Source organism: Burkholderia sp. Bp9012 (assembly GCF_003853825.1).
Classification (GTDB): domain Bacteria; phylum Pseudomonadota; class Gammaproteobacteria; order Burkholderiales; family Burkholderiaceae; genus Burkholderia; species Burkholderia diffusa.
Genome location: NZ_QTQA01000007.1, coordinates 144,754 through 157,934, shown reverse-complemented (window position 1 = coordinate 157,934; position 13,181 = coordinate 144,754). Strand labels below are relative to the sequence as shown.

At 68.5% G+C, this 13,181-nt stretch carries 11 protein-coding genes; 5 read left to right on the top strand and 6 right to left on the bottom strand.

What is annotated here, in order from left to right; translation table 11 throughout:
* Positions 1-31: 31 nt before the first annotated feature.
* Positions 32-1,390 (bottom strand): aspartate aminotransferase family protein, encoded by a 1,359-nt coding sequence (locus DIE11_RS11850; RefSeq protein WP_059599400.1) that lies wholly within the window; start codon positions 1,388-1,390, stop codon positions 32-34.
* Between the two features lie 105 nt (positions 1,391-1,495).
* Between DIE11_RS11850 and DIE11_RS11845 the strand changes: the two genes are divergently transcribed.
* Together DIE11_RS11845 and DIE11_RS11840 are read left to right on the top strand one after the other, a co-directional pair.
* Positions 1,496-2,452 carry a LysR family transcriptional regulator gene (locus DIE11_RS11845; RefSeq protein WP_185633745.1) on the top strand — a complete coding sequence of 319 codons (957 nt, stop codon included), beginning with the start codon at positions 1,496-1,498 and terminating at the stop codon, positions 2,450-2,452.
* Positions 2,453-2,566: 114 nt separating this feature from the next.
* Positions 2,567-3,058, top strand: a complete 492-nt coding sequence (locus DIE11_RS11840) for a 2,4'-dihydroxyacetophenone dioxygenase family protein (protein ID WP_059599398.1) — start codon at positions 2,567-2,569, stop codon at positions 3,056-3,058.
* A gap of 106 nt (positions 3,059-3,164) precedes the next feature.
* Here DIE11_RS11840 and DIE11_RS11835 read toward each other — a convergent pair whose 3' ends face one another.
* The gene (locus DIE11_RS11835) at positions 3,165-4,313 is read right to left on the bottom strand and encodes an epoxide hydrolase family protein (RefSeq protein ID WP_124623874.1); all 1,149 of its coding nucleotides are present in this window, start codon (positions 4,311-4,313) and stop codon (positions 3,165-3,167) included.
* 76 nt (positions 4,314-4,389) lie between these two features.
* Positions 4,390-5,349 carry a GlxA family transcriptional regulator gene (locus DIE11_RS11830; RefSeq protein WP_124623871.1) on the bottom strand — a complete coding sequence of 320 codons (960 nt, stop codon included), beginning with the start codon at positions 5,347-5,349 and terminating at the stop codon, positions 4,390-4,392.
* A gap of 140 nt (positions 5,350-5,489) precedes the next feature.
* Between DIE11_RS11830 and DIE11_RS11825 the strand changes: the two genes are divergently transcribed.
* Positions 5,490-6,290 (top strand): SDR family oxidoreductase, encoded by an 801-nt coding sequence (locus DIE11_RS11825; RefSeq protein ID WP_124623868.1) that lies wholly within the window; start codon positions 5,490-5,492, stop codon positions 6,288-6,290.
* A gap of 270 nt (positions 6,291-6,560) precedes the next feature.
* The gene (locus tag DIE11_RS11820; RefSeq protein WP_260437104.1) at positions 6,561-8,339 is read left to right on the top strand and encodes a sensor domain-containing diguanylate cyclase; all 1,779 of its coding nucleotides are present in this window, start codon (positions 6,561-6,563) and stop codon (positions 8,337-8,339) included.
* A 26-nt stretch (positions 8,340-8,365) separates the two neighbouring features.
* Here DIE11_RS11820 and DIE11_RS37370 read toward each other — a convergent pair whose 3' ends face one another.
* The 3 genes from DIE11_RS37370 to DIE11_RS11805 form a co-directional block, all read right to left on the bottom strand.
* A complete protein-coding gene (locus DIE11_RS37370; protein ID WP_311767582.1) occupies positions 8,366-8,704 on the bottom strand; it encodes a hypothetical protein in 339 nt (112 codons plus the stop codon).
* Positions 8,705-8,793: 89 nt separating this feature from the next.
* Positions 8,794-10,161 carry an MFS transporter gene (locus DIE11_RS11810; RefSeq protein ID WP_124623862.1) on the bottom strand — a complete coding sequence of 456 codons (1,368 nt, stop codon included), beginning with the start codon at positions 10,159-10,161 and terminating at the stop codon, positions 8,794-8,796.
* Between the two features lie 182 nt (positions 10,162-10,343).
* Positions 10,344-11,303 carry an MBL fold metallo-hydrolase gene (locus tag DIE11_RS11805; RefSeq protein WP_059599391.1) on the bottom strand — a complete coding sequence of 320 codons (960 nt, stop codon included), beginning with the start codon at positions 11,301-11,303 and terminating at the stop codon, positions 10,344-10,346.
* A gap of 177 nt (positions 11,304-11,480) precedes the next feature.
* Here DIE11_RS11805 and DIE11_RS11800 point away from each other — a divergent pair, with 177 nt between their 5' ends.
* Positions 11,481-13,133: an IclR family transcriptional regulator gene (locus DIE11_RS11800; protein WP_124623859.1), complete on the top strand. Its 1,653-nt coding sequence runs from the start codon at positions 11,481-11,483 to the stop codon at positions 13,131-13,133.
* Positions 13,134-13,181: the final 48 nt, after the last annotated feature.

The following is a 13,181-nucleotide window of genomic DNA, read 5'->3' as shown; positions in this document are numbered from 1 at the left end:
AATTCGGTTGTCGCAGGGAACGGGCCGCGGCTCAGTCCACTTCGTTCAGCGCGTCGGACAGCGCGTTGACCAGGTTGTCGATCTCGCGCTTCTCCGAGATGAACGGCGGCGCGAGCTGGATCGTGTCGCCGCCGTAGCGCACGTAGAAGCCCTTCGCCCAGCAGCGCATCGCGATCTCGTACGGGCGCCGTGCCGGCTCACCCGGCAGTGCCGCGATCGTCAGGCCGGCCGCGAGGCCGTAGTTGCGGATGTCCGTGATATGGCGCTGGCCCTTCAGCCCGTGCACGGCCGCCTCGAAATGCGGCGCGAGATCGCGCACGCGGGCCACCGCGTCTTCCTTCACGAGCAGGTCGAGCGCCGCGACGCCGGCCGCGCACGCGACCGGGTGCGCCGAGTACGTGTAGCCGTGCGGGAACTCGAGCATGTACTCGGGGCCGCCCGCAGCCATGAACGTGTCGTAGATTTCCTTCGTCGCGATCACGCCGCCGAGCGGCTGCACGCCGTTGGTCACCTGTTTCGCGAAGTTCATGATGTCCGGCACCACGCCGAACGCGTCGGCGCCCGTCATCGCGCCGGCCCGGCCGAAGCCCGTGATGACTTCGTCGAAGATCAGCAGGATGTCGTGCGCAGTGCAGATATCGCGCAGGCGCTTCAGATAGCCCTTCGGCGGCACGACCACGCCCGCCGAACCCGAGAACGGCTCGACGATCACGGCCGCGATGTTCGATGCGTCGTGCAGCGCGATCAGGTCGAGCAGGCGGTCGGCCAGCTCCGCGCCGTGCTCGGGCATCCCGCGCGAGAATTTGTTTTCGGCGAGCTGCGTGTGCGGCAGGAAGTCGGCGTCGATCCCCTGGCCGAACAGCTTGCGGTTCGGCCCGATCCCGCCGACCGAAATGCCGCCGAAGTTCACGCCGTGATAGCCCTTCTCGCGGCCGATCAGGCGCGTCTTCGTGCCCTTGCCCTTGGCGCGCCAGTACGCGCGGGCCATCTTCAGCGACGTGTCGGCCGCTTCCGAGCCCGAGCCCGTGAAGAATACGTAGTCGAGGCCGGCCGGCGTCAGGTCCTTGATCTTGTTCGCGAGCTCGAACGACTTGGGGTGGCCGAACTGGAACGCCGGCGCGTAGTCGAGCTGCGCGACCTGGCGGCTCACGGCTTCCGTGATTTCCGTGCGGCCGTGACCGAGGCCCGTGCACCACAGGCCCGACAGGCCGTCGAAGATCTTGCGGCCTTCGCCATCCGTGAAATACGCGCCCTTGGCCGACACGATCATGCGCGGGTCGGACTTGAACTGGCGGTTCGCCGTGAACGGCATCCAGTGGGCGTCGAGCCAGGCGGCGTCGGTGCGGATGTTCGTCTCGTCCTGCTGGCTGGCGGTGATCGTATCGGTCATGTCGGTCGGCGCGGCGCGCCCCTCCTTCTTGTGATGATGTTGCGCATTGTCGGGAGGCCAATTAGTCTCTTCAATATCGCAATATCAATGTTCACTTGCGCAACTATGCAAGCAAAGAAACCGAAGAGCCGCGCGCTGCTCGGGCAACTCAGCGACATGGATCTGCGGCTGCTGCGGGTCTTCAAGGGCGTCGTGCAGTGCGGCGGGATGGCGGCGGCCGAACTCGAGCTGAATATCGGCATCTCGACGATCAGCCGGCACGTGAAGGACCTGGAAACGCGCCTCGGCCTCGTGCTGTGCCGGCGCGGCCGCGCGGGCTTCACGCTGACCGCCGAGGGGCAGACCGTCTACGAGGAAACGCTGCGACTGCTCGCGTCGATGGAAGCATTTAGAAGCAGAATAGACGGCATTCACGACAAGATGGGCGGAGAATTGCACGTCGCCGTATTCGACAAGACGGCCACCAACCCGAACGCGCGGCTCGGCGACGCGATCCGCCAGTTCACGGACGAAGCGCCCGACGTCGCGCTGAACCTGCATGTCGCGTCGATCAACGAGGTCGAGCGCGGGATCATCGACGGCAGCTATCAGGTCGGGATCATCCCCGCGCATCGCAGCTCGGGCAGCCTCGTGTATTCGGAACTGTTCGACGAGCGGATGCTGCTGTACTGCGGCCGCCAGCACCTGCTCTTTGACGCACCGCACGGCAAGCTCACGTGGACGACGATCCGCAACCACGCGTTCGCCGGGCTCGGCTTCCATTCGCCGAACATGGAGCTGAGCCATCGCGCGAAGCTCACGCGCAGCGCGACGGCATCGGACCAGGAGTCGATCGCGACGCTGATCCTGTCCGGCCGCTACCTCGGCTTCCTGCCCGACCATTACGCGGAGAGCTTCGAAAACAAGGGGCTGATGCAGCCGATCGCGCCGCACCGCTTCAACTACCGGTGCCGGTTCGTGAGCCTGCTGCGCCGCTCGCCGCGGCCGTCGCGGGCCGCGCTGCTGTTCCAGTCGTGCCTCGAAGCCGCGCATGCGGCGGCGCGGCCGGGCGCAGACGTGTAGCCGCGGACGTGCAGCCGCGTTCAGGCTTCGCTGGCGCCGCCGTCCGACGAGGGGCTGCGGCCCGATCCGGCTCTGCGATAATGCGCACTTCCCGTTTCCGCTCCGCCTCCCGCCATGACGCAGCCGTCCGCCCCGCTCCCCAACGACCTGCCGCCGATTTCGTGCCTGCCCGGCGATGCGCTGCCGTGGCTGCCGATGAGCGCCGACCTGCCGGGGCTCGCGATCAAGTATTTGCATATCAATGCGGCGGAAGACACGCTGACCGCGCTGCTGAAAATGCCGGCCGGCGGCACGCTGCCGCGCCATCGCCACGACGGCGAGGTCTTCGTCCATACGCTGCAGGGTGCGTGGCGCTACCGCGAGTACGAATGGATCGCGCAGGCCGGCTCGACGGTGCTCGAACCGGCCGGGTCGGTGCATACGCCGGAAACGCTCGGCGCGCCCGGCGACGACGTGATCACGCTCAACGTGATGCGCGGCGATCTGGTTCTGCTCGACGACGACGGCCGCGAGACCGCGCGCGAGAATTGCCGCGTCGCGCTGCTGCGCCAGCGCAAGCATGCGCGCACCGCGCCGCACGATGCGGCGCCGTTCGTCACGCGGTAAGACCGGCGACATCGTCGCGTCAGGATCCGCACGGTGCCGGCACTCGCCAACGCGCGCATCGCCGCTGGCGCACTGCGCCAGCCAGCCAGGCCGCCCCCGGGCGGCGTTACCGGAAACGCCGGAAGAATCGCCGAATATCGTCGGCCAGCAGTTCCGGCTCTTCCATCGCGGCAAAATGGCCGCCGCTCGGCATGTCGGTCCACTGCACGACGTCGAACACCCGTTCGAGCCAGCTGCGCGGCGGACGACTGATTTCCTTCGGAAAGCGCGCAAACGCGACGGGCGCCGCCACTCGTTGCCCGGCCGCGAAGCGCATCGGCTGCAGCCGGTTTTCCCAATACATCTGCATTGACGAGCCGATGCAGCCGGCAAACCAGTAGAGCGAGATTCCGGTCAGCAGCGTGTCGTGCGAAAACCGTTTTGCGACGTCACCATCGCAATCGCTCCACGCGCGAAATTTCTCGGCGATCCACGCGGCCAGCCCGGCCGGCGAATCGTTGAGCGCGACGGCCAGCGTCTGCGGCTTCGTCATGTGCACATGCGCGTATCCGCCCTCCAGCGCACCCCACTCTCCACGCTGCGTCACAAAGGCCCTTTCGTCCTCGGTCAGCGGCGAAGCCGCGTCGGCCAGAGGCTCGTAGCTGCCGGGCAGGTAGTTCAGATGGATACCGTCCACCGCATCGGGATGTCGCGCGCCGAGCGCAATCGACACGCCTGCGCCCAGATCGCCGCCTTGCGCGCCGAAACGGCGATATCCGAGCCCGGACATCAACGTCGCCCAGCAGTCGGCGACCTGAAATGCCGACATGCCGGGTGCCGCGGGCGCTGGTGAGAACGCGAAGCCGGGAAGCGACGGCGCGACAACGTCGAACGCGTCGTGCGGATCGCCGCCGAAAGCGGCCGGATCGCACAGGCGATCGATCAGCGCGTCGAATTCGAATACGGAGCCCGGCCAGCCGTGCGTGATGACGAGCGGATACGGCTTCGGCCCCGCCCCACGCCGATGGATGAAATGCACGCGTTGCCCGCCTGCGTCCGCGACGAACTGCGGCTGCCGGTTCAGCGCCCGCTCCGCCGCACGCCAGTCGAAGCGCTCGCCCCAGTACCCAACCAGTTCGCGCAGCCACGCGCCATCCACACCCTGCTGCCACGGCCCGGCGGGTGTCAGTACCGGTGCGCGCATGTCGCGCAGGCGCCGACGCAGGTCATCAAGCGCGTGATCGGGAATCGCAATGTTGAACGGGGCCGCGTGCATGGTGTCTCCTGGCGAGGAATGCCGGAGATTCTGCGCGATTTTTCAGACCCGCGCTGGCGGCGCCCGCCCGCGAGCGTCAGCCCGTTTCGCGCGCGTCCGCCCGCGCGTCGCGCCGCACGGCCTGCGGCGGCACGCCGAAGCCGCGCACGAACGCATCGCGCAGGTGGCGCCGGTCGCGGAAACCGTTCTCCTTCGCGATCACATCGAGCGAATGCCGGCTCTGCTCGATCATCAGCCGCGCGGCCTCGAGCCGCAGCCGCTCGATCGCCTTCGCTGGCGACTGCCCGGTTTCGAGCGTGAACACCCGGCTGAACTGGCGCGGGCTCAGGTGGACGGCGTCGGCCAGTTCCTCGACGGTCAGCGCGCGCCCGAGGTTCTGCCGCGCATAGTTCAGCGCATTCTGGATCCGGTCCGATTTCGGCGCGAGCTCCAGCATTTCCGAATGCTGCGACTGCCCGCCCGCGCGACGCTGGTGCATCACGAGCTTGCGCGCGACCGAGCGCGCGACGTCCGGGCCGAGATCCTTCTCCACCATCGCGAGCGCCAGGTCGAGGCCGGCCGTCATCCCGGCGGACGTCCAGACCGGGCCGTCGACGATGTAGATCCGGTCCTCCTCGACACGAATGTCCGGAAACAGCTTCTGCATGTCGCGTCCGTACGCCCAATGCGTCGTCGCGCGGCGCTGCGCGAGCAGCCCGGCCTCGGCGAGCACGAACGCGCCCGTGCAAATGCCGGCGATCCGCCGCGCGCGCGCGTTCGCGCGCCGCAGGAACGCGACGACGCCGGCCGGCGCCGGCGACGCGAGCGGATCGTTGACGCCCGCGACGATCCACGTATCGACGTCGATCCGCCCGCGCAGCGCGCGCGTCGCGACCGGCAATCCGAGCGACGAACGCACGTCGCCGCCGTCGACGGAATAGTTGTCCATCACGTAGAAAGGCTCGCCCACGCCGAGGTTCGCGTACTCGAACACCGACTGCGCGGCGAGCGCCATGATCTGGAAGCCGTCGCTGATCAAAAAGCCGATGCGGTGCATGCGTATCTCCAGTGTCGGGACATGATCGTCACGACCCACCCGATGTCCGAAATCATACCCATCTACGTCATTTGTGTCGCCGCGATTCGAGGCCAGAATGCCTTCACGCACTCACCCTTTCCTCGACATGGAGCGACATCATGACTGAAGCACATCGCGGTACCGCCGTCATTACCGGCGCATCGTCCGGCATCGGCGCGATCTATGCGGACCGCCTCGCGCGCCGCGGCTACGACCTGATCCTGATCGCGCGCAACCGCGACCGGCTGGCCACGCTTGCCGAGCGCATCACGAACGACACGCAGCGCAGCGTCGAGATCGTCGGCGCGAACCTCGACGACCGCGCGGCGCTCGCCACCGTCGAGGCGAAGCTGAAGCAGGACGCGAGCATCACGCTGCTCGTCAACAACGCGGGCGTCGGCACGCACGCGTCGCTGCTCGACAGCGACGTCGACGCGATGACGCGGATGATCGACCTGAACGTGACCGCGCTCATGCGCCTGACCTATGCCGCCGTACCCGGCTTCGTGGCGCGCGGGCGCGGCGCCGTGATCAACATCTCGTCGATCGTCGCGCTGTCACCGGAAACGCTCAACGGCGTCTACGGCGGCAGCAAGGCATTCGTGCTCGCGTTCAGCCAGTCGCTGCACCACGAACTCGCGGACCACGGCGTGCAGGTGCAGGCCGTGCTGCCCGGCGCGACGGCCACCGACTTCTGGCAGACCGGCGGCCTGCCGCTAGAACACCTGCCGAAGGAGATCGTGATGTCGGCCTCCGATCTGGTCGACGCAGCGCTGGTCGGCTTCGATCGCGGCGAACTCGTGACGATCCCGTCGCTGCACGCGGCCGACGAATGGGATGCGTACGAGGCCGCGCGCCGCACGATGGCGCCGCACCTGTCGACGGATTCGCCGGCGCCGCGCTACGCGGTTGCGCGCTAGTCGGGCAGTGCCCGCGTCGCGCCCGTGCTGTCCGGGCGCGACGCTCCCGAATCGACGCGCGTCGACGGCGCTTGCGCCACCGCAGCCGTCGACGCCGCGACGCATTCCGGACCCTGCGTTGCGTTCCCGCCAAAGCCGGTTGCGCCCCGCTTGCCACGCATTTCCCGCGACGATAAGCTTCGCGATTGCAACTCCCGAAGCAGCGCCACGCGGCATTCGTCCGATCATCGGCGCAATCGACCGTCGCGGAATTCAACCATGCGGTTCCGAATGTTCACCTCCGGGGCCGGCGACACACCCGCCTCCTCTCGCGTTCCCGCCGACGATCGCCCGGCGCTCGCGCCGTTGCCCGAACTCGAGACCGTGTGCCGTCTCGCCCGCGCGCACGTCGGCACGGCCGGCGCGTTCGTCACTTACGCCGAAGCCGGCACACAGCATGTGGTCGCGTCCGACGGGACGCTGCCCGCCACGCTTTCTTCCGTGCACTTTCCGCCGCGTGTCGAGCGCACCTCGGCGCCCGACCGGCGATTCATCACACCCGATGCGGGCGGCCTGCCGCTCGACGCACCGAATGTCGTCGCGGCCTGCGAACTGATTGCGGCCGACGGCACCACGCGTGGCGCACTGTGTATCGTCGGCGACGCGGGCCTGATGCTCGACGCCGCGCAACGCGCTTTCCTGCATGACCTTGCCACGCTCGCGGAACGCGCGATCGCCCGCGCGAACGCGCAGGCCGCGCTGCACGAACGGCTCGGCATCGTCGAGGAACGCAGCGCGCTGACCACGCTCGCACTGACCGAAAGCGGCACCGGCGTGTGGGATCGCAACGTGGAAACCGGCGAGATCCATTATTCGATGGCCTGGAAGGCGCTGCTCGGCTACGCGCCCCACGAACTGACGAGCCGGATCGAGGATGCGTACGAACGGCTGCACCCGGACGATGTCGCCGACGTGAAGGCCGCGATGATTGCGCATTTCGAAAACCGCACCGACAGCTATGCGGTCGAGCACCGCATTCGCTGCAAGAACGGCACGTACAAATGGATCTGCAGCCGCGGCAAGGTCATCTCCCGCGACGGCAACGGGCGGGCGTTGCGCATGGTCGGCACGACCACGGACATCACCGAGCTGCGCGAACTCGCCGGCCGGCTGAGCGACTCCGTCACGCTCGTGACGAACCTGACCGATCAGGTTCCCGGTCTCGTGTTCCAGCTGCGGCAGACCGCCGACGGTCGCCGGTTCTTTTCGTACGCGAGCGCGGGTGTGCGCGACATCTACGAACTGACGCCCGAGCAGATCGCCCACGACGCGGATGCGGTCGAGACCCGGATTCATCCGGCCGACCTGGTCGCCTACCGCCAGTCGCTGCTGACGTCGGCCGAGCGACTGGCACCGTGGCGGCTCGAATACCGCGTGCTGCTGCCGGACCAGGGGATGCGCTGGCGCGAAGGCGACGCACGGCCGCAACGCATGCCGGACGGCGGCACGGTCTGGCACGGCTTCATCACGGATGCGACCGAGCGCAAGCACATCGAGACCGAGCTGCACCGGATGGCGACGACCGATCACCTGACCGAACTGTCGAACCGCCACGCGTTCATGCGGCAAGGCGAAGCCGCGTTGCGCCGCGTGCGCGCGACCGGCCAGGACGCAGCGGTGCTGATGCTCGACCTCGACCACTTCAAGGCGCTGAACGACCGCTGGGGACATCCGTTCGGCGATCGCGCGCTCCGGCATTTCGCGCGACTGCTGCTCACGGAAATCGGGCCGGACGGCATCGTCGGGCGCATCGGCGGCGAGGAATTCGCGATCGTGCTGCCGCACGCCGGGATCGATGCGGCGTGCGCGCTCGCGCGGCGCGTGCAGCAGCGCGCGGCCGATTCCCGGCTCGTGCACGAGGATCAGGTGCTTGCGCTGACCGTCAGCATCGGCATCGACGCGATGCGGACGTCCGACTTGGGCGCGTACCAGGCGCTATCGCGCGCGGACAAGGCGCTGTATGTCGCGAAGGAACTCGGCCGCAACCGGATCGAGGTGTATCGACCCTAGCCGCGCACCGCGCCGGTGCACACCCGTCAACGCGACGCGAGCGCCGCGTCACGCGAGGTCGCGCGCACGCCCAGCAGCATCGCGACCGCGCATGCGGCCAGCAACGCCGCAATCATCAGCATCGCCGAGTCCATGCTGCCGGTGCGGGTGCGAATCACCCCGACGATCCACGGCGTGATCATCCCGCTCGATACGCCGATGCTGCTGATCAGCGCGATCCCGCCCGCCGCGCCGGCGCCGGAGAAGCAGATGAACAGGAACGGCACGATCCGCACGCCGATGCGGCGGTACAGCGCGTCGTTGTCCGACGGGCGCGACGCGGATGCGACGGGATGCGCGGCGTCCGCTTGAAGATGGGCTGACATCGATCGTCTCCTCGATGGATGCGAATACGGGGCCTGCAGGACACGCAACGCCGGTCGCCGCCGGCCCGCATGCAGCGCCCGGCCGTGGTTCAGGCCCGCCGCGCGGGTTCGCCCTTCACGCCGAGCATCAGCGCCGCGCCGCTCAGCGCGAGCAGCGCGGCCAGCAGGTACACGGCGAGATCCATGCTGCCGGTGCGGGTGCGGATCAGCCCGATCACCCACGGGCTGACGATGCCGCTCGTGATCCCGATGCTGCTGATCAGCGCTATCCCGGCCGCGGCCGCATTTCCCGACAGATAGCGGGTCGGCACGGCCCAGAAGATCGGCAGCGCGGCGAAGATCAGCGTCGCCGCGATCGACAGGCACGCAAGCATCGCCGCGAAGCTGTGCAGGTGCAGCGTCAGCGCCGCGAGTGCGAGCCCGCCGCCGATCGTGCAGCATGCGAAGTGCTTGCGGCGCTCGCCGGTGCGGTCCGAGCGGCGCGCGATGAGGATCAGCCCCACCGCGCCGACCGCGTTCGGCACGACCGTGTAGAGGCTCACGGCCACGACGTCGGTCACGCCGAAGTCGCGGATCATCAGCGGCATCCAGAAATTGAGCGTCAGCGACGCACAGGTCAGCGAGAAGTAGACGAACGCGAACAGGTAGACGCGCGGGTTCGCGAGCGCGGCCATCAGGCTGCGTGTGTCGTGCGCGCCGTGCGCACGGCCGTCGCCGCACAGCGCGGCGACGCGCGCCTTTTCGTCGGACGTGAGCCACGCGGCGTCCTGCGGCCGGTCGACGAGATAGGCAAACGCGAAGCACGCGAGCACGATCGCCGGCGCCCCTTCGATCGCGAACATCCACTGCCAGCCGTAAAGCCCGAGCACGCCGCTCATGTCGCGCATGATCCAGCCCGACATCAGGCCGCCGAGCACGCCGGCCACCGCGACGCCCGCGAAGAACACCGAGATCGCCGCCGCGCGGCGGTTCGCGGGGAACCAGTAGGTCAGGTACAGAACGATGCCCGGAAAGAAGCCGGCCTCGAACACGCCGAGCAGGAAGCGCAGCACGTAGAAATGCGACGGCTGCGACACGAACATCATCCCGGTCGACGCGATGCCCCACAGCAGCATGATCCGCGTGAACGTGCGGCGCGCGCCGAAGCGCGCGAGCAGCAAGTTGCTCGGCACCTCGCAGAACACGTAGCCGACGTAGAACACCGCGGCGCCGAGGCCGTACATCGCATCGCTGAAGCCGAGGTCGTGCTTCATCTGCAACTGCGCGAAGCCGATGTTGATACGGTCGAGGAACGATACGACGTAGCAGAGGAACAGGAACGGCACGATCCGCCATGCAATCTTGCGGAACAGCAGCGCGTCGCCGGCGTCCGACGCCGGTGTGGATTCATATGTGGAAGCCGACGCCGCAACACTCGCGTGCGCGATCGTCGCTTCGGCGGGAAGCGATTGGGGCATGTCTCTCTCCAAACGGGCCGCGCGATTCGAGCGCGCAGCAGTCTCCGAGGGCGTACGTGCGCCCTGCATTCTTGTGAGACCGGAAGCCGGCGCCCTGAACCGCGGCCCAATGCCGCCGTCGTTCAGGCGCCTTCAGTAAAACGGCACGACGCCCGCCTGGACGCCGCGCCGCGGTGAGCCGCTCAGTCCTGCAGCGCGTCCCACATTTCCTTGTCGCGCTGCGCGGTCCAGATGCGCGGATGCGTGATGCCGCTCGCCTCGTCGAACGCGCGAGACACGTCGAACGGCAAACAGTGCTCGTAGATGAACACGTGGCCGAACTTCGGATCCATCGCTTCGCGCGTGAGCGCCATCGACGCCTTCAGGTCGAGCTTGCGCTCGACGGCTTTGCGGCCCTGCGCGAGCAGCGTCGTCACGAAGTCCTTCGTGTAGTCGAGGCCCTTGTCGACCTCGGCCGGATTCAGCAACGCGGGGCCGCGGCCGGGCACGAGCTTTTCCGCGCCGAGCGCGCGCAGCGCCTCGAGCGTGGCCGGCCATTGTTCGAGCTGCGCGTCGCCGCAATAGCAGGCCGCGTCGTATTCGACCAGGTCGCCGGAGAACAGCACCTTCTGCGACGGCAGCCAGACGATCGTGTCGCCCTTCGTGTGGCCCGAGCCGACGTGCATGATCTTCACTTCGAGCTTGCCGAGGAACAGCGTGATCTCGCGCTCGAACACGAGCGTCGGCCAGGTCAGGCCCGGCACCGTCTCGACGCCCGCGAACAGGCGCGGAAAGCGTTCGATCTCCGACTTCATGTCGGCCTCGCCGCGCTCGACGATCATCTCGTACGTGCCGCGGCTCGCGATCACGTGCTGCGCGCCTTCGTCGAAATACGCGGACGCGCCGAGCACGCGCACCGCATGGTAATGCGACAGCACGACGTGCTTGATCGGCTTGTCGGTCACGCTGCGGATCTTCGCGATCAGGTCTTGCGCCATCGCCGGCGTCGCGGTCGTGTCGACGATCAGCACGCTGTCGTCGCCGATGATCACGCCCGAGTTCGGATCGCCTTCGGCGGTGTATGCGTACGCGTTCTCGGACAGCTGCGTCCAGGTGACTTTCTTCTCTTCCAGATCGGCTTGGGAGGCGAATGCTTTGGCCATGTTGCGTTCCGTGGCTGCGAGCCATGTGTTGAGGGGAGTGAGCGGATCATCTGCCCGCGACGATTATTTGTCAATGACAAGATGGCTTGCTATTGTCTAATTCGGGTAAACCTGTGGGCTGGCGCGTCAAATGGCGTCGGATACCATGCGGGGTTTCGTCAACGGAAGAATCATCGCGTGCAGAACCATGAAGTCAGCGCGGACGACGCGCCGCCCAAGGCGCAGCGCGGGATCCAGAGCGTCGAGGTCGGCGGCCGGCTGCTCGACGCGCTCGCGCGCCGGCGCAAGCCGCTCGGGCTGTCGGAGCTGGCGGCCGCGGCCGACCTGTCGACCGCGCAGGCGCACACCTATCTCGTCAGCCTGACGCGGCTCGCGCTCGTGAAACGCGACGCGCTCACGGGCAACTACGAGCCAGGGCCGCTGTCGCTGCGGCTCGGGCTGATGTCGATCGAGCGCCAGCCGGCCTATCGCGCGGCGCTGCCGCATGCGGCGCGGCTCGCGGAAGCGGTCGGCCTGAGCGTCGCGCTGTCGGTGCCGGGCGTGCTCGGGCCCACGATCGTGCGCATCGAGCACGGCGGTTATCCGCTGCACGTGAACCTGCACGTCGGATCGGTGATGTCGCTTGACACGACGGCGACCGGCCGAGTGTTCCGCGCGTTCGGCGACCCCGCGCAGCTCGACGCGATGGCGGCCAGCCAGGCCGGCGCCGGCGACACGCTCGCGGGCGCGGAAGGCGTCCAGCCCACGTCCGACGCCGGCGCGTGGCAGGCCGAACTCGACGCGATCCGCGCGCGCGGGATCGAGCGCGGCGTGGACCGGCCGAGCCCCGGCGTCAGCGCGATGTGCGTGCCGGTGCTGGACGCAGACGGACGCCTGCAACTCGCGTTGACGGTGATCGGCTCGACCGGATCGATCGATGTCGGATGGGACGGCCCGATCGCGACGGCGCTGCGCGACGCGGCACGGCAAGCCACTGCGTCGCTCGGCGCGGGACGCGATGCACCGCCGATCGCGCCGGGCATGCTCCCGGCCACGCAGCGCATGCCGCCCGCGCTCGCCGACGATACGAAAGCGCAACGCGGCATCAACGCGCTCGACAGCACGGGCGAGCTGCTGCTGGCGCTCGTCTCGGCGGGTCGTGCACTGCCGCTGCGCGACCTCGCGGCGGCGGCCGGCATGCCGGCCGCGAAGGCATTTCCGCATCTGGTGAGCCTGCAGAAGATCGGCCTGCTGAGCCGCGACGACGTCGGCTGCTTCGGCGGCGGGCCGCTCGCCCAGGCGCTCGGCCTGATCGCGATGCAGCGCGTGTCGCCGACGCGCGATGCGGAAGCCGAGATCGTCGCGCTGGCGGCCGCGACCGACATGAGCGTGGCTGCCGCGACGCTCGGGCCGCTCGGGCCGACCGTGATCCGCCTGGAGGAATCCGCGCGGCCGCAACACGTGAGCCTGCAGGTCGGCACGGTGATGTCGCTCGTGAATACCGCGATAGGGCGGATCTTCGCGGCCGGCATGTCCGACGACGTGCTGGCCGGCCTGCTGACCGACGAGCCGGTGCGTCTCGCCGGCCGCGCGACGCAGATCGACGACGCATTCCGCGCGCGGCTCGCGACGATCCGCGCGGACGAGCTCGATTTCGCGTTCGATGCGCCGGTGCCGGGCATCGGGACGATCGCCGCGCCCGTGTTCGATCACACCGGCAGCATCCGGCTCGTGATCGCGATCATCGGTTCGTCGCGCGGCTTCCCGCGCGGGCCGGAAAGCGAACTCGCGCATGCGCTGCTCGCCGCGACGCGCCGCCTGTCGTGGCGCTTCGGATGGATCGGCGGGTAAGCGCCGCACTGCTGCCGCCCCCTTTCTCCCCGCCTGACATCCCTTTGC